Here is a 20,219-nt window from a genome sequence, read left to right on the forward strand (position 1 = left end):
TCATTTTCCCCCTCCCCCCGTTTTTTAAGCTTATATAAGTGTGTAGGAAATAATTACTATTTTAAATTAAACTAACCAAAAACCTTTACTTTAAAGTTAAGAATGTTAAGATATATCTAGAAAAACTACTTAGATAAAACACAACTACATGGCGTAAGACACTAGGGGTGCTGCATAAGCGGCTGAGAGAAACAGATTTGTTTTAACCCTTTGAACTCGAACTAGATAATCCTAGCGTGGGGAATGAGGTCACCTTTGTAAATTGGATGGAACGCTAATTTATAACCGACTGCATTTTCTCTTAAATGCAGTCTTTTTATTTTGAAAAATTACCACACAAACAGGATTAGTACCAGAAATTGTTTATAATTCAAAATTCCCTTTTAAAAGGAGGTAACAGAATGAGCGAAGAATGGAACCTGTTAGATTCAGGTTGTAATGATGCTGCTATTAATATGGCCTTGGATGAAGCCCTTCTAAACTGGCATAGTAAAGGTAAAATCCCTCCAACCATACGCTTTTATGGCTGGTCAACACCAAGTCTTTCATTAGGTCATTTTCAAAAAGTAGAGAGATCCATTCATTTACAAGCTATAAAAAAGCACCAATGTCAATTAGTGCGGAGATTAACAGGTGGAAGCGCAGTCTTGCATGATAATGAGCTAACCTACAGTGTAGTAGTTACGGAGAACCATCCTGCCATACCCAAATCAGTTCGTGACGCTTACTATGTATTATCAAAAGGTGTTCTTGCAGGTTATCAAGAATTGGGAATACAAGCGGATTATGCCGTACCGGACAAAACGGCCAATAAGGATAGAACAGCTGTCTGCTTTGAAAAAACGGCGTACTATGAATTAGTCGTGAATGGAAAGAAAATATCCGGCAATGCTCAAACAAGAAAACAAGGTGTCCTCTTACAGCATGGCTCCATTCCTTTGGAAATCAACGACCATATGCTTTTTGACTTGTTTGTATTTCCAAACGAGGAGATACGTGAACGTAAAAGAAAGCAATTTTCTAAAAAGGCGAGCACGATAAATGAATTAACGAAGAAGCGATATACATATAATGAAGTAAAAACAGCGTTTATTGCTGGCTTTAAAAAAGGATTGGATATTAAGTTAAATCCTGTTGTTCTTTCCTCCCAAGAATGGGATGAAGTCTACGAATTGGCAGAAAGGAAATATCAAGACATAAATAAAAAAATGGTTAGGAGCTGAAGAAATGGCAAAACAACAGGAATACATACGCAAACCCGAATGGTTAAAAACGAAAATTAATACAAATAAAAGCTACACTGGGCTAAAAAAGCTCATGAGGGACAAAAAATTAAATACTGTCTGTGAAGAAGCCAGATGCCCAAATATTCACGAATGCTGGAGTGAAAGAAAAACTGCAACATTTATGATCCTGGGTGATACTTGTACACGTGGTTGCCGATTCTGTGCAGTTAAAACGGGTCTTCCTAATGAATTAGACTGGGGAGAGCCTGAAAGAGTGGCAGAATCTGTTGAAATTATGGGGTTAAAACACGTGGTAGTAACAGCAGTTGCCCGAGATGATTTAAACGACGGTGGGGCTGCTGTTTTCGCTGAAACAGTAAGAGCCATTCGTAAATTGAACCCTGGATGTACGGTGGAAATCTTACCATCTGATATGAAAGGTGACTATGAAAGCTTATCAACATTAATGAACAGCAAACCAGATATCTTCAATCATAATATTGAAACAGTACGCAGATTAACAAAACGTGTTCGTGCAAGGGCAATGTACGACCGTTCTCTGCAGCTCCTCCAGAGAGTAAAGTTAATTGCCCCTACAACACCTACAAAGTCCAGCATTATGGTAGGCCTTGGTGAAGCAAAGGAAGAAATTATACAAGCAATGGATGATTTACTGGCACATGGCGTTGATATTATGACAATTGGGCAATACCTGCAACCAACGAAGAAGCATTTACTTGTGGAAAGATATTATCATCCAGATGAATTTCAGGAATTAAAGGAAATTGCTCTTGAGAAAGGATTCAGACATTGTGAATCAGGGCCTATGGTCCGCTCATCCTATCATGCTGATGAACAAGTAAGCCAAGCCTCTGCACAACGGAGAATTAACTATATGCAAGGATATGAAAAGCAAGAAGATAAAGAAGTGGATTTTAAGTTATAATAGGTTAAACCTTTATAAAATAGTTACAAAAAATAAACTGGGAGGTTTCATTGCCTCCCAGTTAAACATTTATGAGTTGTGGATCTTACTTTTTATTACTATTTAATATTGGAAATTTTATTAATCTGTGCTAAGACCGTGGGGCAGGTGCATCACTATCAGCGAACAGTAGAGCAACGGCTACCGCCACAGCTACTGCAGTAACATCATTTTTAATATACACTTTTGGTTTATATTTATTGTTTCCAATATTATTGTTATCAAACGACGTATAGTCTGAGTCTACTTGATTTTGATCATTATCTTGTGCTTGAGCTTGATTTTGGTTTTGACGCTGTCTTTGTAGTTGCTTTTCAAGCTGCACCATAATATCTTCTAACTTCACTTCTAAATCTCTGAAGTCATTTTTACTCATGTTTCTCCCTCCTATCAACTTTCTTTTTACAAGAAATCTCTATTCTTCCATTGCGGCTGTGTTTTCTTCTTTAAACATAGTAACCAGTTCACGAATAGTATCCATGTCTAAAGCTCCTCCAGTGCCACTGTGCCCGCCACCAACAAGTACTGCTACTGCTACCGCTACTGCTACCACACTGATGTCATTTTTAATATAAATTTTTGGTTCGAATTTATTGTTACCAATGTTGTTATCATCGAAGCTATTTCTATCAAAATCCAACTGACTTTGATCATTATCCTGTGCTTGAGCTTGTGCCTGGTTCTGACGTTGTCTTTGAAGCTGCTTCTGTAGCTGAACTAAAATATCCTCCAAGCTTACATCAATATCTCTTCCACCATGGGAAGAGCCACAACAATGGTGTTTTTTTCCATGTCCTCCACACGTATCATAAAAACTTTTTCTCATTATATTTCCTCCTTTTTATTTTGTAATGAAAGCTTCTACCATTTGCCTATTAGACAATGTGTAGTAAACTTCCTTACGCTACTATATATATGTAAAGGTTCTTAAAGTGAATAGATAGATGACCGCGGACAAGCGCATATTTTCTATCATTACTAGGTTAGTAGACTAGAAACGCAAAATAAATTTCATAAAAAAAAAGAAAGCCTATCAACGGCTTTCTCTAGTAGTAATTATGGGGGGTGCGGCTTACAATATATATATGCATAAGTTTCATCTTCAGACCCGTCACATCCCTTGTACAGATAGCACATTTATGTTTCCAAAGGGGTTGTTTTGCGACTTGAAAGAGATCTAATACTTCTTTTCACTCTCAGATGAATTTTTGCTTTTATGCTTTTTCTTTTCATCCTTCATATCTTTATCTAATTCCTCCATAGGAATGTCGTCTACTAATTTTTGTTCGTCATGTTTATCAATTTCGTATTGCTTATCTTCTTTCTTATGCTGATTGGCTTTTTCGTTCTTGTTCATATAATCACCTCTTCTCCGCTTTTCTACTGTTTTCCTTTTCATTAATAGGTATAAACATAAGTTGTGTTAAAAGTATCAAAAGTTGGTATGATAATAGCGAGGAGGCAAGCACATGCGAGAATTCGATCATATAAAAAGTTTAGAAGAAACCGAGCAATTCATTACTCAGCATCCCTTTACTTTTATTTATATTTCAAGTCCCAATTGTAGCGTCTGTCATGGTTTGAAACCACAAGTACAGGAGCTAATGAACAAGTATCCCGAGATAAAAATAGCACATATAGATACACAAGAAGTCCCAGAAATAGCGGGGAGATTTTCCATATTTACTGTTCCAGTCCTTTTACTATTAATAGAAGGAAAAGAATATTTACGGGAAGCAAGAATAGTTCACATGGATTTATTGGAAGAAAAATTGGATAAGATATATAAAAACATGGTTGACCCTCAATAAGGGCCAACCATGTTTTTCATTCATTTACATAGAAATCGTTAATATAAAGTTCATAGCCCCCAGCATCATTGGTTATCTTTTCAGGAACCAATTTCCCTTCAACTATCGTTTGTTGTTTTTTTAGATCAATGACATAAACATCTGCTGGTGCTTTTTGGCTTTGCACCTGTATAACGATATATAATTTGTTATTTTCTGCTTTAACTTGTCTACGCATAACAGGTGCGCTATCCGATTGAGGAAGCTGTGTAATTGGTTTTTTGTTTAAAGCAGCTTTCTCCAAGTCATATTCCAGTACTTCATAACCTTTACCATCTGCTTGAAGAAAATAAAGCTTTGACCCGGAAACTGCAAATGTTGAACCATCTCGCATAAGATCAAGTTCCGGCGGTATAGGCAATGTGGCTACTTTTCCAGTTTGCATGTTTACAGCTATAAGCTCACTTTCACCTATTTCTTCATAATAATTTCCATACTCATCTTTCATTTCTTTAAAAGTATCCTTCATAAAAACAGTGTAATGATTAAAAGAAGTCGTATTGCCACTCTCTACTCTATAAAGGCTACTATTTTGTTGTTTCTGTACTGTATTCGAATAAATAACTTTGTTTTCAATCACCTTTTGTTTTTTCAAGTCGATCTGAAATAGATGGATCTCCTCCTGCGTTTGATCTTGATTACGTAAATAATTTAACGTAACCAATTTTACCTTCCCATCTATCAGGTTTACGTTTTCTACATTCACATAGTTATATTTTTCATGATGTGGTATGTCCACTGTAAATATCGTTTTGTTGTTTGTTTTCTTATTCAGCAATTCAATTTCAAATTCCTTCACTTTATTGGTAAAATCATTTCCTTTTACATTTGCATAAACAACCTGCTCTTCATCTTGGCTAATAGTAGCTGTGTGCCATGTTTTGCCGCGCATAAAACCGCGGTAATCCTTTTGGAGTTGCTGAATAGCTGGTTCAGTATAAAAGGAGTTATTCAGCTGGCTAAAATATGATAATTCACTTGAATATACCGTATCATTTGAAGTGATTGCTACGCCTTCCCCATTCATCCCGTGTATATAATCACCTACTAATTTCAGGTTTTGTATATCCTTTATATCTCCCTTTTCCAATTTAAATTTAAAATCCGGATAGGAGTTCTCAGCAATAGCGGTTGTTATATAAAATGTACCAACACTGATCACAATTACAACCGAAATTGTTAATAGTTTCCAATATTTCCCCATGGTGACCCCTCCTATACTGTTATCTTTCGTTTAATTAGAAAATGACTGACATAAATGGAGGCCGCAACAATAATTAGACCTAAAGCCAATTCAATCAAGAATAACTCATTGGGATAAAAATAATTAGCACCTACACCTATTAACTCCGTAATTAGTATTGGAGATAGGAATAATAACGTGCAACTAACTCCATAAACGATCCCAAGAAACATGCCTTTGAATCGGAAACTGCGTTCAAATAAGATAGCTGTAAACAAGACAACGACAACCATAAAACCAATTCCATAATTAATAAAGAATTCCAATAGTTGTGTTGGTATAAATACACTCATGTAGCCTGATTGTTCGATTATTTGAATGATTGATAATTCCGTGCGGAAATCCTTTGAGACGATCATTCTTAAAAATAGATTTTCTAATGGCAAAAGAAGAAGCTGTACTGCAACCAATCCCAAAACCATTAAAAATATTGTGGTGATTTTTGACCAAAACAGGTTCAATCTGGCTGTCGGGAGCATAAGCAGACGATAGATAAATGTATTCTTCCCAAACCAATCCCTGTACCAAATAAGAAACAGGTAAAATAAAAGAGCTGCAATACATAGTGCAATTGGACCGGTGAACCACATACTTCGAGTTAACATCCCCATACTAATCTGCCCATACATCTCTAAAAACTCTGCTTTTGGTGTAAGCTCTTCATAAATAGCCTGATTTACATCACCTACATATTGGTTAGCTTTTACAATAACACCAGCAATCTGAGAAACCATCGTTATACCAAGTAAGACAATATATATTTTAATAAAACGATTCACTTCAAAATTAACAAGCTTCAGATAGTTCATTGTCTATACACCTCTCTCATTACATCAACAACAGATTTCCCTTCCTGTGCCCGCAATTCTTCTGTATGGAAATCTTTAATTACTATACCATCATCTAAGAGAACTACTTTATCAATCAAATGCTCTATATCATTTATCTCATGTGTAGTAATTATGACACCACGTCCTTCAATTAAATGGCTTGTAAACACCTCGGCAATCTGTTCTCTGCTGAAAATATCAATTCCTGAGAAAGGTTCATCCATGAGAAGAAATTCCACATCCAAAGCTAATCCAAGCAATAAATTCATCTTGGCTGTATTTCCTTTGGATAAACTAGAGATTCTTTCCTCCGGTTTCAACCGAAAGAACGAAAGCAGTTCATCTGCACGTTTTTGGTTCCATTTTTTATAAAAATCCTTCATGAACTCCATTGCCTCAGCAATGGTCATCTGGGGCAGCATTGTAATAGCATCAGGAATAAATGCTACTCTTTCATATGTCTCTTTATGAAGCTTTTCTCCGTTGATCAATATTTCTCCACCCGAAATAGGTGTCAGTGCCATAATCGCATTTAATATTGTCGTTTTACCAGCTCCGTTTATGCCAATAAGACAGGTGATTTCTCCTTTATTAGCCGTAAATGATACTCCATTAAGTACTTTCTTACGTCCGAATTTCTTTTTAATGTCTCTTACTTCTATCATGGCTATCCCTCCCCACTAAGCTTCTTCTTTGTATTTTTTTTCAATCATTCCAATCACTTCATTAAGTGGTACATTAATCGGGCGAACCGCTGTTACAAAGGAATTTACTGCTTCAGCAATTAACTCTTCACGAACATCTCTTAACACAGCTTCATCCTTGGTAATTCGGCTTGGGTTATTTCTTTCCGTAAAAATCAATTTCTGTTCCTCCATCTCCTTATATGCTCGTTGAGCCGTATTTGGATTAATCTTTAATTGGTTGGCCAATTCTCTTCTTGAAGGGATTTCTTGACCTGGCTCCAACATTCCAGCAGCTATTTTTTCCTTGAACTGACGAATAACTTGAATATAAACAGGGTCTCGATTATTAAAATTAGCCCTCATAGCAACAGCTCCCATATTCTGATTCTTAGATGTCTTTTATTGTGTGTATTAATACCTTAGTACACTAATTCCAAAAAAGTGTATTAACCACGTAATACATTCTCTTTCTGTATTATATGGTTAATACACTGTAATAGTCAATACATTTTTAATTTATTTGAAAAACCAAATAAAGCACCCCTTATTTATTCTGTGTTAAACTGTACTAGATAAAGGGAAAAGGGGGTTAATTTTAAATCAATGAAAATTGTATCTTGGAATGTAAACGGAATTCGAGCATGTGTACGAAAGGGTTTTTTAGAATACTTTCATGAAATAGATGCAGACATTTTTTGTCTTCAGGAAACCAAATTACAAGAAGGACAAATTAAATTAGATTTGCCGGGATATTATCAATACTGGAACTATGCTGAGAGAAAAGGATACTCCGGAACAGCCGTTTTCACTAAAGAGAAGCCCCAACAGGTCACCTATGGTTTGAGTGATGAAGAAAACGAAATTGAAGGTCGGATTATTACGTTAGAGTATGCCGATTTTTATTTGGTAAATGTATACACTCCAAACTCTAAGCGTGATTTAACAAGATTGGAAGAAAGGCTGGAGTGGGAGGATAAGCTGTTTGAATACCTAAAACAGCTTGATGCCAATAAACCTGTGATCTACTGTGGAGACTTAAATGTCGCTCATCAGGAAATTGATTTAAGGAATTATAAAACGAATCATGGAAATTCAGGTTTCACTTTAGAAGAAAGAGGTAAGATGACCCGTTTATTAGATGAAGGTGGCTTCATTGATACATTGCGTTACTTTTATAAGGATACCGAAGGACTCTATACATGGTGGTCTTATATGAAAACAATCCGCGAGAGAAATATTGGCTGGCGCATTGATTATCTGATTGTTTCCGAAAGATTAGCAGGGCTACTAATCGATTCCCAAATACATGCCGAAGTATTGGGCAGTGACCATTGCCCGGTTATGCTAAAAATAAATCAACCAACCTGATTACGGAAAATGAGAGTAAAATCAGGGATGTAATCATAAGTTCATCTTCTGTTCATATAACTAGTATATCCTGTAATTATTGATTAATTATACGAAGGAGCGATTCTTTTCATGAATAAATACAGTAAAACATTACTTCGTTTCTCAGCTGTTTTTGCTATGATTGGAGCATTTTTAGGCTCCCATATGGCCGGAGCTGGAGGTTATGAATTTAAAACAGTGCACGCCCATATCCTTGTAGTAGGTTGGCTTACCTTGTTTGCTTGGGCAGTGTATTATAAGATCTTCACTCCTGCCAGCACTAAGGTAGCCACAGCTCATGTTTGGACAGCCATTATTGGTGCTATCGGTCTAACTGCGGGCATGTGGTTGTATTATTTAAGACCATTTAACTTACCTGATGGATTAGTTACCGTATTGTTTATTGTTGGTGGCTCAATCTTACTACTCAGCTTTTTACTATTTTTAATTTTAACGTTTATGAAGACAGAAGAAGAAGTAAAATAATCTACCATAGATGTAAAAAGCCGAACAATCCCTTGCAGACGCGTTCGGCTTTTTAGTATGCTGCTTTAACGCAATTTTTGGATTTAGTGCTATTTTTACTATTGTTTTAATTTTTTATAGTAATCAATGATACCCAATGCACTAACTTGCATGTCTAAATTAATGAGTATATAAACCTCATGATTGTCGTCTATCCCTTTTCCTCGTAAATATTCTCTTACCCTTACAAGCATTCTTCTCGATAGCTCATCATATCCTTTTTCTACATCAACTACCTGCTCTGCCTCTTCCATAAAAATTTCAAGCCATTCAACTACCTGCCGCAATGCTTTATCAGGGCTTTCTGTCATACCAAAATGCCCGAAGTAAATTCGGCTGAGGTTTCTCTCCTGCATTCGTTCTATAGAACTTTTCATATCATGCGGGCTGAATTGGTTTGGTGAAGTAGAAGGAAGAAAAAGTCCGACTCCCTCATTAATTAATTGTTGATAACGTATTCCAACCGTATCTCCTGTAAACATCCCATTACTTATTGGATCGTAAATACTAAAATGATGTTTTGCATGCCCGGGTGTATCAAGAAATTCCAAGGAACAGTTGGACCTACCTGTAATGTATCTCCATCCTCTTTTATAAGTAATCTTTCCTCAGCAATGGGAACAATAGGGTCAAATAACTCTGAAAAGCTTTCTCCATATATTGCTCTTGCTCCTGCGGCCAGTTTTCTCGGATTTATCAGATGCCTTTTTCCTTTTGGATGAACAACCACCTTTGCATGAGGGCATTCCTTTACTAACAAACCCGCTCCTCCTGCATGATCAAGGTGTATATGTGTCACAATAATATATTTCACCTGATCTAAAGCAAATCCAAGTTGTTCCAAGCCTTTTTTCACATATTTAACAGATGGGCTTGGCCCTGTCTCAATCAATGTTAATTCTTCCTCATCAATTACATATGTTCCTGTTCGGTCTGGTACATCAAGGTCAAAACCATCTATGAGATGTATCCGTTGACCAAGTCTTATCGGATTTTTCTTATGCATGATAATTCCCCACCCTTTATGGAAAATTTATTACTTTCATAGTAGCATATTTCAACATATAGTACGTAGATAATTCATGGCCTTCAACGAACAAACGAATAATTTACACACAACAGCTAAAAATAAACCTGTTCCCATTACAGTTTTATTATAAAAGGAGGAAACAATATGCAACATCAGCAAAACACTCAAAATTTTAAAGAATCAACACAAATGCCTACACAGCAAAGCCATGGTGGCCATGAAATGTTTGACGCCCACGAGGCCATTTCCGGCCTAATTGGAGGAATGGAGCAAAGCTTATTTTATGAACAGCATATCCAGGACCCAGAGTTAAAGACAATGATGCAAAAGCACAAAACTTTCTTAACTCAACTGTACAATACCATTGTGGAAACATTAAAAACTGGACAAGAGCCTTCAGTAAAAACACAAACATATGAAATGGCTCTAAGTAATAATGTAGTTTATGGCATGCAGCCTTCCCAACCGAAAACACCCGCACAGTCAGTAAGTGAAATAAATGACCAATGTATTTCCGGCTTTATGATGGGAGCCTTGAAACAGAATGCATCTACTTTTACAATGACGGCATTGGAAATGACCAATCCAGTTTTAAGAAGAGTGTTTGCAGATAGTGTACCAAACATGATTGAAATGGCTTACGAGGTATTTTTATACCAAAATAAAAATCAGTATTATCAAACTCCACAATTACAACCACAGGATATGCAAAACTATAGAAACAGTTTCGCTCCTGTACAAGGAACTATGCCACATTAATACGAATAGAATTTCAGATAATAAGGTGACTTGCTTTATAATTGCAAGTCACCTTTTTCGGGATCTTCTATTTAGGCCCTTACGTCAGCAATTTTGCATTGTATAACTATAGAATAAAATAGTACGGATGTAATTATTTTTGAAACTTTCAGAAATACCCAGCGTATTATCTATTATACGAATAGATAAGGGGCTGGAAAGATGAATAATCACGAAATTGATTACCAATTACATGGAGATGATATGCAGTTTGTAGAAGTGGAACTTGATCCAGAGGAAACAGTTATTGCGGAAGCTGGTAGTTTAATGATGATGGATGATCAGATCCGAATGGAAACCATTTTTGGTGATGGTTCTTCTTCTAATCAAGGTGGACTTATGGGAAAACTGATTGGTGCAGGAAAACGCGTACTTACAGGCGAAAGTTTGTTTATGACTGCATTCACAAACGAAGGAGTCGGAAAAAAGCATGTATCCTTTGCTTCCCCATACCCTGGAAAAATTATTCCAATGGACTTAAGTGAAATAAGTGGAAAGTTAATTTGCCAAAAGGATGCCTTTTTAGCAGCAGCCAAAGGAGTTACTGTTGGGATCGAATTTCAACGAAAACTTGGCACCGGTTTTTTTGGTGGTGAAGGATTTATTATGCAGAAGCTGGAAGGAGACGGTATGGCTTTTGTACATGCTGGTGGAACGATATATAAAAAAGAACTTGGGGTTGGCGAATCCATTCGAGTAGATACAGGGTGCCTTGTGGCTATGACAGGTGATATTGACTACAACATCGAATATGTTGGTGGGATAAAAACAGCTTTGTTTGGTGGCGAAGGTTTATTCTTTGCTACTCTAAGAGGGCCGGGAACAGTATGGGTTCAATCCTTACCATTCAGCAGACTTGCAAGCAGAATTTTTGCTGCCGCACCAGAACGTGGAGGCTCAAAAGGAGAAGGTAGTATAGCCGGAGGATTATTTGATATTCTTGGGGGCGACCGTAAGTAATTTTAAAAATTACCATGTAGATTTCTTAACCTTTCACACATACTAAAGAGGAACCATTAATAACTGAAAGGGTGGTCTTTATGGGAAGAGATGAGCACAGAAAGTCCAAAAACAGTTTTCTTGCACAAACACCCAAAAATCAATTATCTGATGGAATTGATGTAGAGTTTTCTGAAGAATTTGCAGACCAAAATGATAAAGAAGCACAAGCAAGAAGCAGAGCTGCAAACAAACGCGCTAAAAGAAAATAAATCGTTTAAAGCAATTCACTAAAAAGTGAATTGCTTTTTTGCCTTCAAGCTACACTATTTGTATACTTAGCATAGAAGATCATTTTACTTAGTGGAAGTGAGGTTTTACTATGGCCCCAAAAGATGTGGATGATTATTTAACAGAAGGTATTTACGGTGCCCGCAGACCAAAAGAAGAAGAAAGAAAGCAATACCTTGGTACTCTAAGAGAAAGAATTGTACTTGCTCTTACAAAAGGACAGGTGATGTCTGACAAGGGACTTAAAAAACTGGAAGAAGCAATGAAAGAAAATAAAGATGCCCAGCTCTTAATAAATGGGCATGTATCACATCGCTTTTTAAAGGAAGAAAAAGCCTTGGCAGAAAAATACAACATTTCCTATACTACCGTGACGAACGAGGAAGAAGATACAAATATCGGCGCTGTACTTGCCTATGATTATGCAGTAGAAAAGGAAAACATTTTTATTGAAGAAGAAGAAATTGTTAAAGAAAAAAAAGAGAACGAAACCGCTAAGCCTTCTTTCATGAAAAAAATAAGCCGTCTATTTAAGACAAATTAAGCGATTTTACTTGTCTTGTTAAAAGCTAATATAACTAAAAAGGGCAAGGAGCTTGTTCGCAATAGTGCGTAGCAGCTCCCTGCCCTTTTAAACGTTTTCTGTACAGATCGTTAAAAATTTATTTCCTGTGAGGGCCGGCTTCCTCTCTAACTGCCTTAAAGAAGGAAGCTCCCATGAGCAACATAACAATGGAGAAAGGCAATGCTGCAATAATGAGCATGTTTTGCAGTCCCTGCGTGCCACCAAAATAAACAATAATAGCTGCTACAGCAGATTGGGCAAGCCCCCACATAATTTTCACTGAGTTTGCCGGGTTAAGCAGACCATCCGTACTCAGCATACCTAGTACGAATGTCGCTGAATCAGCTGAAGTTATAAAGAAAATAGCTACGACAACGATGGTAATTAAGGACATAATAAAACCTAACGGATATTCAGCCAGAACACCAAACGTAGATGTTTCCAATGTTAGTTCGGAAATTTTTGCTATTCCATTTTGTTCAAGATTCAACGCAGACACGCCGAAGACAGAGAAGAAGATAAAGCAAATGATACTTGGAACTAGCAGTACCCCAATTAAAAATTCCTTTACTGTTCTTCCCCTCGATATTCTTGCAATAAATACCCCAACAAATGGAGCCCAGGATATCCACCATGCCCAATAAAATATCGTCCAGCTATTAATCCAGCCTCTATTTTCATTATTCAGTGGAGCCAAACGTAAGCTCATGTCAAAAAAGTCTGATACATAGCTTCCAAGCGTTGTTGTAAACATATTTAAGATATAAAGCGTTGGGCCAGCGATAAATAGCATAATCAATAAAATAATCGCAATTACCATATTAGTATTACTTAAATATCTGATTCCTCTTCCAATACCAGACCATGCAGAAATAATAAACAAAATAGTAGCAATTACAATAATTAACAATTGTACGGAGAAGGTTTCAGGCGTACCAAACAAGAAAGCAAAACCACCAGATATTTGGGCAGAACCAAACCCAAGTGTAGCTGCTACCCCAATTACAGTTGCCACTACAGCAAGTGTATCAATGATCTTTCCTGCAACTCCCCGCATGCTCTTTTCACCAAATAAGGGAACTAGCGTGGCACTAATTAATCCAGGAGAGTCACGATGGAACTTAAAATAAGCAAGGACTAATGCCACAAGTCCATATACCGCCCATGCATGCAAACCCCAATGAAAAAAGGAATACTTTAATCCTTCTTTTATTGCGGTATCCGAACCCGTCTCTGCCCCCGGCGTGCTCGTAAATGCATGGGAAATCGGCTCTGCTGTTGTCCAAAAAACCAATCCAATACCCATGCCTGCACTAAATAACATAGCAAACCAAGATGGCAAACTGAATTCAGGCTTCTCCCCTTCTTTTCCTAATCGAATATTTCCATATCGAGAAAAAACTAAGTAAATACAAAAAATTAGCATGAGCATTACAATAAGTAAATAATACCATCCAAAATTCACAGAAATACTCGTAGTAACTTCACTCGTAAAGGCTTCCAATTGCTTCGGTGCTATTGAACCATATACGACAATGGCAGCACAGATCAAAATGGAATACCAAAATACCTTGCTTACATTCTTCATCCCTTCACCTCTATAATTTTTTATGTACAAATACCTACACTAGCAATTTATATACCCAAAATACAAGTAGTTAAAACCAAAATTTACTTCTGTATACATCTTTTTTCTGTTTCTTCACAAAATAAGTATTATCTATGGAGGTGTTTTTTATGAATGAACCGTATCGTTGTCCTAATTGCAAAACAAACAGTTCAAGATTTAACATTATTGAACAAACCGCAAAGCCTGTTAAGTTGGATCCGCAAACTGGCGAAGTGCTAAAAGAGTATACAAATGAAAATGTGGAGGTTTTTCATATGAGTTATAATGGACCCTCCTATCGAGTTCAATGTGGATCCTGCGGGCTTATTGAAGACGAAAATACATTTTTAAAGTTCGCGCAATATCAAAAGCGATCGAACGGATAATTCTTTTTTAGAACTCTTCTATTTTGAAGAGTTCTACTTTTCTTCCCTTGTCACCCCACTTTCTTTTCTTTACACGAAGAAAACGGTTTCATATAATAGTGTTAATACATTCGGGAGGGATATGATGAAACACGTAGAGGAAGGAACATTGCTATGGGAGCCAACAGAGAGCCGAATAAAGACTTCCAATATATACGCCTATATGGATTGGTTAAAACAAAACAAAGAAAAGCAATTTAACGATTATTCCTCTCTTTGGCAATGGTCTGTTGCAGAAGTAGAAGAATTTTGGAAATCACAGTGGGAATATTTCCAAATACAATCACAGACTCCCTATCAAAAAATACTATCAACACATCAAATGCCAGGGGCAAAGTGGTTCCCTGAAGCCAATATAAATTATACAGAGCATATTTTTAGAAATAGAAAAAACAATAAAGCTGCTATCATACACCGTTCGGAGATTAGAGAGACAGCAGAAATTACGTGGCAGCAGCTCTATCAGCAAACCGCTTCCATACAAAAAAAGCTAATGGAACTAGGGGTGAAAAAGGGTGACCGAGTGGTTGCCTATGTATCAAATATCTATGAAACTGTTATTGCTTTTCTTGCTACAGCGAGTCTTGGAGCAATCTGGTCCAGTGCCTCTCCTGACTTTGGCACACAGAGTGTTATTGACCGGTTTAAACAAATTGAACCTAAAGTAATGTTCACTGTAGATGGATATAGTTATGGTGGAAAACGATTTGATCGAAGTAAGGTAGTAGAACAAATTCAAGCAGAACTACCTACTTTAGAAGCAACCATTGGGATCCCATACTTAAACGCAAATGCGGATTTTTCAAAACTAAAAAATGTTACGTTATGGGAGACGGCTCTCCAAGACCAAGAACATCAAATATTAGACTATGTACATGTGCCCTTCAATGATCCTTTATGGATTTTGTTTTCTTCCGGCACAACCGGCAAGCCAAAACCAATTGTTCAGAGTCAAGGTGGGATTTTGCTTGAACATTTAAAAGCATTGACTTTCCATGCTGATCTTGAAGAAAACGATCGTTTCTTTTGGTTTACTACCACAGGATGGATGATGTGGAATTTTCTAGTTGGAGGTTTGTTAACCGGAAGTACTATTTTATTATATGATGGGAATCCAGCTTTTCCCGACAAGAACATGCTTTGGGAATTTGCTGAAGAAACAAAAATGACTGTCTTCGGTACAAGCGCGAGCTACATTACCGCCTGCATGAAGGACGAAATACACCCTGGTACTGATTATGATTTAAGTAATTTGAAGTGTATTAGTTCCACTGGATCACCGCTTCCACCTGAAGGCTTCCAATGGTGCTATGAAAATATTAAAAGTGATATATGGATTGCATCGGCAAGTGGCGGGACGGACGTGTGCACTGCTTTCATTCTTGGTGCACCTATATTGCCTGTCTATGCTGGCGAGCTACAGTGTCGAGGGCTGGGTGCAAAAATCGAAAGCTTTGATGACAAAGGAGAGCCACTAATTAACGAAGTCGGGGAGCTAGTCTTAACCGAACCCTTCCCTTCCATGCCAATATACTTTTGGGGAGACAAAAATGGCGAACGTCTAAAAGATAGTTATTTTGATATGTATTCCGGTATCTGGTGTCATGGAGATTATTTAAAAATTACTGATCGGGAAACCTGTGTTATTTATGGTCGTTCAGATGCTACCATTAACCGAGGCGGAATCCGCATCGGTACAAGTGAAATCTATCGTGCTGTAGATCAGGTTGAAGAAGTTGCCGATAGTTTAATTGTAGATATTCCTAACGAAAATGGTGATTCATTTACACCTTTATTCGTTGTTATGAAAAAAGAATATACACTTACGGAGGAAACGATTAAGAAATTAAAGAATCACATTCGTACACAATGCTCCCCTCGCCATGTTCCCACCGATTTTTTTGAAGTGTATGATTTACCTAAAACTCTAAATGGAAAAAAATTAGAAGTTCCTGTTAAAAAAATACTAATGGGAAAAAGAGTTGATGAAGTAGTAAATAAAGGCGCACTTAGTAATGAAGCCTCCTTAAATTATTTTATCAAATTTGCGGAAGACAAATTAGCAATGGATAAAGATTCATAGATTTTTGCAGAGCCCTTAGTAGCTGCCTTTATATATAATTCACAAATAATAAGACACGAACCCTTCTATAGCTCGTGTCTTATTTATATTTCATAAATATACACATCTCCTGATCTTGCTTTCATTTGGTACACGGTTCGTGCTTGTCCTATTTTTCCTTCTAAACAATTGCTTTCTTGTTTCTCTATATCCATCACTAAATTATTTTTGATTTCTCCGCTACCTGTTTCAACTCTAATCTTCCCGTCCAAAATAGAACTGAGAAAACCAATGCTTATATCCCCACTGCTTGTCCCAATTTCTAACGGTGCCTGTTCTACAATTGTTACTTTAACATCACCGGAACTAGTCGATCCTTGCAGTTGTCCAGAAACCTCTTTGATCAAAAAGTTCCCGGAGGATGAAGTGAAAAGCAACTTTTCCAAACAAATATCTTTTCCGGTCATATCTCCGGAGGAACTGTGTAAGGTAGCCTCATGCATTAAGAGATTATGGAGGTGAATATCTCCAGATGATGTTTTAATTCTTAACTTTCTTCCTTTAATCTTTTCTATCTTAACGTCTCCTGAACTAGTAGATAAATACGTATCACCAGAAGGAGCACCAGAATTCTCTACATTGTTCTGATCTTCCAATACGGAGAAAGTGATATCTCCGGAAGAAGTTTTTAGATGTGTTTCTTTTGTTGTTAATTGCTGACATAGGATCTCCCCTGAGCTAGTCCTACATTTCAGTATATTTGTTACAAGTTGAGTAAGATGCACATCACCTGAGCTTGTAAGAAGCTCCCAATTGTCTGCAATAGAGGATGAGACGAAAAGTATAAGCCGGCAATTATGTTTTTTGCGCAAAAGTTTGCTTAGTAGAAAGTGCTTTTATTTCGAGTTCATCCTTCGTCAGGTTAGTAGATAACTCAGGCCCACCCTCGTATGTTTCTAAGACAACTTCTATTCCAGGGGTGTCTTGAATTATAACTGCTATCTTCGCCTCCTCTGTTTCTACTCTTATTTTACTTAGTTTATCTATATTAATCGTCCACTGTTCTGTAGTACTACCATATTCCACATTATTTTTTACCGTTTTTATAAAATTAGCCACTCTTACCCCTCCATCTCGATTTATCGTTAGTCCTACCTTACACTAGTTACATTCAAGCAATAAAGTAGCTACCGACGTATTCTATCTCCGACCAAAGACTGATTTTATTCTCTATAAGTTAGCAGATAATTTTCGGTCTGTCATCATACTTACCACTACATAAAATACAAACGAGATGAATACAGGTAATACGACGGAGTGCATTCCAAATGGCTGAGGGAAAAACTGATCTGACAATATGTATAATGCTACACCAGAAACCATCGATGCTAAAGCACCATATTTATTCCCCTTCTTCCAGTATAACCCCATTACAATTGGCCAGATAAATGCAGCCTCCAAGCCACCAAACGCAAACAAGTTTAACCAAATAATTAAATTTGGAGGATCTAAAGCCATAATGAAGACGAAGATTCCTAAAAGAGCAGTAATTCCAAAGCTTAATCGCTTTACTCGTTCATTTGATGCATTTGGTTGAACATAATTGAGATAAATATCCTTCACTAAGGTAGAACTCACCAGTAATAAGAGTGAATCTACAGTGGACATAATAGCAGCCATCGGAGCCGCTAAAACGATACCTGCAAGCCAAGCGGGCATTACCTCTAATGCAATTAAAGGCATTACTTTATCCCCTACCTCTATTCCTGGCAAAATCGGTCTGGCAAAAACACCAATTAAATGCATATTCAGCATAATCACACCAACCACTACTGTGCCTATTATAATGGCACGATGCATGGAACGGGAATTTTTGTATGACATTGCCCGCACAGCTATTTGAGGCAATGCGACCACCCCCACTCCTACCAATAGCCAAAAGGAAGAAACATATGCAGGGGTTAGTGTACCCTCAGCGCCAAAAGGAGTAATCAGATTTGGATTTTCTACCCTTAAATCTGTAATGATGGAGGTAATCCCTCCGCCTGCTATAATGACGGCTATAAGTAAGATTAAGGTTCCAACAAACATAATACTCCCTTGAATTGCATCCGTTAAAGCGACAGCACGAAACCCTCCTACGGTTACATAGATCAACACAGATAAAGCAAAAATAAACAGTGCACTTGTATAACTAATTCCAGTCAGGGATTCAATTAACCTTGCTCCACCAATCCATTGAGCTGCCATTGCAGAAAATAAAAAGATAATAATGCTAATAGCAGAAAGCAAAACTACCCACTTGGACTGGTACCTTTCTTTTAAAAAGTCAACCAATGTTAAAGCATTATATCGCCGGGTGACAATAGCAAACTTCTTACCAAGAATCATAAGTACAAAATATCCTGTCGCCACTTGAGTCATTGCTAATAAAACCCAACCTAAACCTTGGGTATAGGCAGTTCCAGGCCCACCGATAAAGCTGCTGGCACTTCCATAAGTAGCAGTCATCGTCATAGCAAGTAGAAAGCCGCCCATACTTCTGCCTCCAAGAAAGTAATCCTGCAGAAAGGAAGTCGAGGAACGGAGGGATTTACCAGCCCAAACCCCAACAGCAAAAATAATTAATAGAATTCCGATTAACGGTACGAGTGCTTGCCAATTCATTTCTCCGGCTCCTCTTCAAATGGGATCTCTACAAAGAACTTCTTCACAACTACCGTGACTAATATAGCCATCACAATAAAACCAAGGACACAGCTGTAAAAAAACCAGGCAGGTAACCCAAATACATAGGTATATTCTTCTGGCTTCTTACTTCCCATTCCATAGGCAAAACCATACCACCAAATAAAGTTAAAAATAACCAAGCCAACGCCAATTAATGCTTCTCTATGCGCAACCTTAAATTGCTCTTCTTTTTCCCGCATGGCTAACTCTCCTTATATAATAAATAAATTAATATAAATATAAATATAACGTAAATAAGGCAAAGAAAAAAGAGAACCAGCATGGCTCTCCCCCTATTTTACAAAATGAATGGTCAGTGGAAACCTATACTTTTCTCCCTGGTAGGCTTTTACAGCTGCAACGATAGTTAGGATAAACACAATTATCCCGAGTATAATTAACATTAGGATACCAATTAGAATCAAAACTAATATTCCACTTATAATGCCATAAATAGTAAAAGAGACTAGGAAGTTAAAATATTCCTTCCCATGATAATCCACAAATTCTGATTCTTCTCTTTTGAACAGCCATATGAGCAAAGGGCCCAACACGGGGAATGGAAAACTCAAAACATAAATGAGCATGGAAAATAAGCGGTCATCTTCTGTAGGCATATTGTCTTACCTCCTTTCTTGCAATTATAATACATAACTATAGAATATTAGAAGAAGTTAAAATTGTTATTTATACTTGAAAACTAATTCAAATACGTATATAATCTTTTATGTACTCGGGGCATTAGCTCAGCTGGGAGAGCGCTTGTCTGGCAGACAAGAGGTCAGCGGTTCGAGCCCGCTATGCTCCATCTTATAAAAAGAAGCCATATATGGCTTCTTTTTTTGTCGTTTTAATGTCTCTAATATATATGTTGCGGTTATTCAAACAAAGTAACTTTTGATGTGATTATAATCGGCCAATTTGGACAAATATATACTCAAGCAAACTAGTTCCTAAATATCTCCGTGGATTCTCCTGCTCTGCTGGCGATTTATTTCTTCTACGGATGACTTCCCTGCTCTCGCTGCTTGTACTT

24 protein-coding genes, 1 tRNA gene, 1 pseudogene and 1 riboswitch are annotated in these 20,219 nt (G+C 37.2%); of the genes and pseudogenes, 12 read left to right on the forward strand and 14 right to left on the reverse strand.

Annotated elements, in window-relative coordinates; genetic code table 11:
- The first annotated feature begins 153 nt into the window (after positions 1-153).
- A riboswitch (TPP riboswitch) is annotated at positions 154-261 on the forward strand.
- Between the two features lie 140 nt (positions 262-401).
- Both lipM and lipA read left to right on the forward strand, forming a co-directional pair.
- Positions 402-1,223, forward strand: a complete 822-nt coding sequence (gene lipM, locus JCM12304_RS17500; protein ID WP_060681822.1) for a lipoate--protein ligase family protein — start codon at positions 402-404, stop codon at positions 1,221-1,223.
- A 4-nt stretch (positions 1,224-1,227) separates the two neighbouring features.
- Positions 1,228-2,172, forward strand: a complete 945-nt coding sequence (lipA, locus tag JCM12304_RS17505) for a lipoyl synthase (protein ID WP_060681823.1) — start codon at positions 1,228-1,230, stop codon at positions 2,170-2,172.
- Between the two features lie 130 nt (positions 2,173-2,302).
- Here the strand turns inward: lipA and JCM12304_RS17510 are convergent, their stop codons facing one another.
- The 3 genes from JCM12304_RS17510 to JCM12304_RS17520 all read right to left on the reverse strand — a co-directional run bounded on the left by JCM12304_RS17510 (position 2,303) and on the right by JCM12304_RS17520 (position 3,568).
- Positions 2,303-2,587, reverse strand: a complete 285-nt coding sequence (locus JCM12304_RS17510) for a hypothetical protein (RefSeq protein WP_019379095.1) — start codon at positions 2,585-2,587, stop codon at positions 2,303-2,305.
- A gap of 39 nt (positions 2,588-2,626) precedes the next feature.
- A complete protein-coding gene (locus JCM12304_RS17515) occupies positions 2,627-3,037 on the reverse strand; it encodes a hypothetical protein (protein ID WP_019379094.1) in 411 nt (136 codons plus the stop codon).
- A gap of 351 nt (positions 3,038-3,388) precedes the next feature.
- Positions 3,389-3,568, reverse strand: coding sequence for a YczO family protein (locus JCM12304_RS17520; RefSeq protein WP_019379093.1), 180 nt, complete (start codon positions 3,566-3,568; stop codon positions 3,389-3,391).
- 112 nt (positions 3,569-3,680) lie between these two features.
- On the opposite strand from JCM12304_RS17520, the gene JCM12304_RS17525 reads away from it, so the two are divergent.
- Positions 3,681-4,022 carry a thioredoxin family protein gene (locus JCM12304_RS17525; protein WP_019379092.1) on the forward strand — a complete coding sequence of 114 codons (342 nt, stop codon included), beginning with the start codon at positions 3,681-3,683 and terminating at the stop codon, positions 4,020-4,022.
- Between the two features lie 16 nt (positions 4,023-4,038).
- Here the strand turns inward: JCM12304_RS17525 and JCM12304_RS17530 are convergent, their stop codons facing one another.
- The 4 genes from JCM12304_RS17530 to JCM12304_RS17545 are packed head-to-tail and all read right to left on the reverse strand — an operon-like array spanning position 4,039 to position 7,183.
- Positions 4,039-5,265 carry a hypothetical protein gene (locus JCM12304_RS17530; RefSeq protein WP_060681824.1) on the reverse strand — a complete coding sequence of 409 codons (1,227 nt, stop codon included), beginning with the start codon at positions 5,263-5,265 and terminating at the stop codon, positions 4,039-4,041.
- 11 nt (positions 5,266-5,276) lie between these two features.
- Positions 5,277-6,113, reverse strand: a complete 837-nt coding sequence (locus JCM12304_RS17535; protein WP_060681825.1) for a hypothetical protein — start codon at positions 6,111-6,113, stop codon at positions 5,277-5,279.
- Complete coding sequence (locus JCM12304_RS17540; RefSeq protein ID WP_060681826.1) at positions 6,110-6,799, reverse strand: ABC transporter ATP-binding protein; 690 nt, start codon at positions 6,797-6,799, stop codon at positions 6,110-6,112. Before JCM12304_RS17540 ends, JCM12304_RS17535 begins: the two co-directional genes overlap by 4 nt.
- A gap of 15 nt (positions 6,800-6,814) precedes the next feature.
- Positions 6,815-7,183, reverse strand: coding sequence for a GntR family transcriptional regulator (locus JCM12304_RS17545; RefSeq protein ID WP_060681827.1), 369 nt, complete (start codon positions 7,181-7,183; stop codon positions 6,815-6,817).
- A 240-nt stretch (positions 7,184-7,423) separates the two neighbouring features.
- On the opposite strand from JCM12304_RS17545, the gene JCM12304_RS17550 reads away from it, so the two are divergent.
- Complete coding sequence (locus JCM12304_RS17550; protein ID WP_060681828.1) at positions 7,424-8,188, forward strand: exodeoxyribonuclease III; 765 nt, start codon at positions 7,424-7,426, stop codon at positions 8,186-8,188.
- 111 nt (positions 8,189-8,299) lie between these two features.
- Positions 8,300-8,695: a hypothetical protein gene (locus JCM12304_RS17555; protein WP_060681829.1), complete on the forward strand. Its 396-nt coding sequence runs from the start codon at positions 8,300-8,302 to the stop codon at positions 8,693-8,695.
- A 98-nt stretch (positions 8,696-8,793) separates the two neighbouring features.
- On the opposite strand, the pseudogene JCM12304_RS17560 reads toward JCM12304_RS17555, so the two are convergent.
- Positions 8,794-9,626 (reverse strand): annotated as a pseudogene (locus JCM12304_RS17560) (MBL fold metallo-hydrolase).
- Between the two features lie 282 nt (positions 9,627-9,908).
- On the opposite strand from JCM12304_RS17560, the gene JCM12304_RS17565 reads away from it, so the two are divergent.
- The 4 genes from JCM12304_RS17565 to JCM12304_RS17575 all read left to right on the forward strand — a co-directional run bounded on the left by JCM12304_RS17565 (position 9,909) and on the right by JCM12304_RS17575 (position 12,336).
- The gene (locus JCM12304_RS17565; RefSeq protein WP_060681830.1) at positions 9,909-10,523 is read left to right on the forward strand and encodes a spore coat protein; all 615 of its coding nucleotides are present in this window, start codon (positions 9,909-9,911) and stop codon (positions 10,521-10,523) included.
- A 201-nt stretch (positions 10,524-10,724) separates the two neighbouring features.
- Entirely contained in the window at positions 10,725-11,522 is a 798-nt protein-coding gene (locus tag JCM12304_RS17570; RefSeq protein ID WP_060681831.1) for a TIGR00266 family protein, read from the forward strand.
- A gap of 80 nt (positions 11,523-11,602) precedes the next feature.
- Complete coding sequence (locus tag JCM12304_RS19195; protein WP_071648113.1) at positions 11,603-11,773, forward strand: YfhD family protein; 171 nt, start codon at positions 11,603-11,605, stop codon at positions 11,771-11,773.
- A gap of 110 nt (positions 11,774-11,883) precedes the next feature.
- Positions 11,884-12,336: a YueI family protein gene (locus tag JCM12304_RS17575; RefSeq protein WP_060681832.1), complete on the forward strand. Its 453-nt coding sequence runs from the start codon at positions 11,884-11,886 to the stop codon at positions 12,334-12,336.
- 118 nt (positions 12,337-12,454) lie between these two features.
- On the opposite strand, the gene JCM12304_RS17580 is transcribed toward JCM12304_RS17575, so the two are convergent.
- Complete coding sequence (locus JCM12304_RS17580) at positions 12,455-13,945, reverse strand: BCCT family transporter (RefSeq protein WP_060681833.1); 1,491 nt, start codon at positions 13,943-13,945, stop codon at positions 12,455-12,457.
- 149 nt (positions 13,946-14,094) lie between these two features.
- Between JCM12304_RS17580 and JCM12304_RS17585 the strand changes: the two genes are divergently transcribed.
- Together JCM12304_RS17585 and JCM12304_RS17590 are read left to right on the forward strand one after the other, a co-directional pair.
- Entirely contained in the window at positions 14,095-14,352 is a 258-nt protein-coding gene (locus JCM12304_RS17585; RefSeq protein WP_019379079.1) for a hypothetical protein, read from the forward strand.
- Positions 14,353-14,476: 124 nt separating this feature from the next.
- Entirely contained in the window at positions 14,477-16,474 is a 1,998-nt protein-coding gene (locus tag JCM12304_RS17590) for an acetoacetate--CoA ligase (protein WP_060681834.1), read from the forward strand.
- An 83-nt stretch (positions 16,475-16,557) separates the two neighbouring features.
- Here the strand turns inward: JCM12304_RS17590 and JCM12304_RS17595 are convergent, their stop codons facing one another.
- The 5 genes from JCM12304_RS17595 to JCM12304_RS17615 form a co-directional block, all read right to left on the reverse strand.
- Positions 16,558-17,325, reverse strand: a complete 768-nt coding sequence (locus tag JCM12304_RS17595) for a DUF4097 family beta strand repeat-containing protein (protein ID WP_082388074.1) — start codon at positions 17,323-17,325, stop codon at positions 16,558-16,560.
- Positions 17,309-17,572, reverse strand: a complete 264-nt coding sequence (locus tag JCM12304_RS17600; protein WP_060681836.1) for a hypothetical protein — start codon at positions 17,570-17,572, stop codon at positions 17,309-17,311. Before JCM12304_RS17600 ends, JCM12304_RS17595 begins: the two co-directional genes overlap by 17 nt.
- 111 nt (positions 17,573-17,683) lie before the next feature.
- Complete coding sequence (gene panF, locus JCM12304_RS17605) at positions 17,684-19,120, reverse strand: sodium/pantothenate symporter (RefSeq protein ID WP_060681837.1); 1,437 nt, start codon at positions 19,118-19,120, stop codon at positions 17,684-17,686.
- Positions 19,117-19,383 carry a YhdT family protein gene (locus JCM12304_RS17610; protein ID WP_019379075.1) on the reverse strand — a complete coding sequence of 89 codons (267 nt, stop codon included), beginning with the start codon at positions 19,381-19,383 and terminating at the stop codon, positions 19,117-19,119. Before JCM12304_RS17610 ends, panF begins: the two co-directional genes overlap by 4 nt.
- A gap of 93 nt (positions 19,384-19,476) precedes the next feature.
- The gene (locus tag JCM12304_RS17615; RefSeq protein ID WP_060681838.1) at positions 19,477-19,800 is read right to left on the reverse strand and encodes a DUF4870 domain-containing protein; all 324 of its coding nucleotides are present in this window, start codon (positions 19,798-19,800) and stop codon (positions 19,477-19,479) included.
- 118 nt (positions 19,801-19,918) lie between these two features.
- On the opposite strand from JCM12304_RS17615, the gene JCM12304_RS17620 reads away from it, so the two are divergent.
- Positions 19,919-19,991, forward strand: a tRNA-Ala gene (locus JCM12304_RS17620).
- Positions 19,992-20,219 lie beyond the last annotated feature (228 nt).

This window comes from Virgibacillus halodenitrificans JCM 12304 (genome assembly GCF_001310895.1).
In the GTDB taxonomy this organism is placed as follows: domain Bacteria; phylum Bacillota; class Bacilli; order Bacillales; family Amphibacillaceae; genus Virgibacillus_Q; species Virgibacillus_Q halodenitrificans.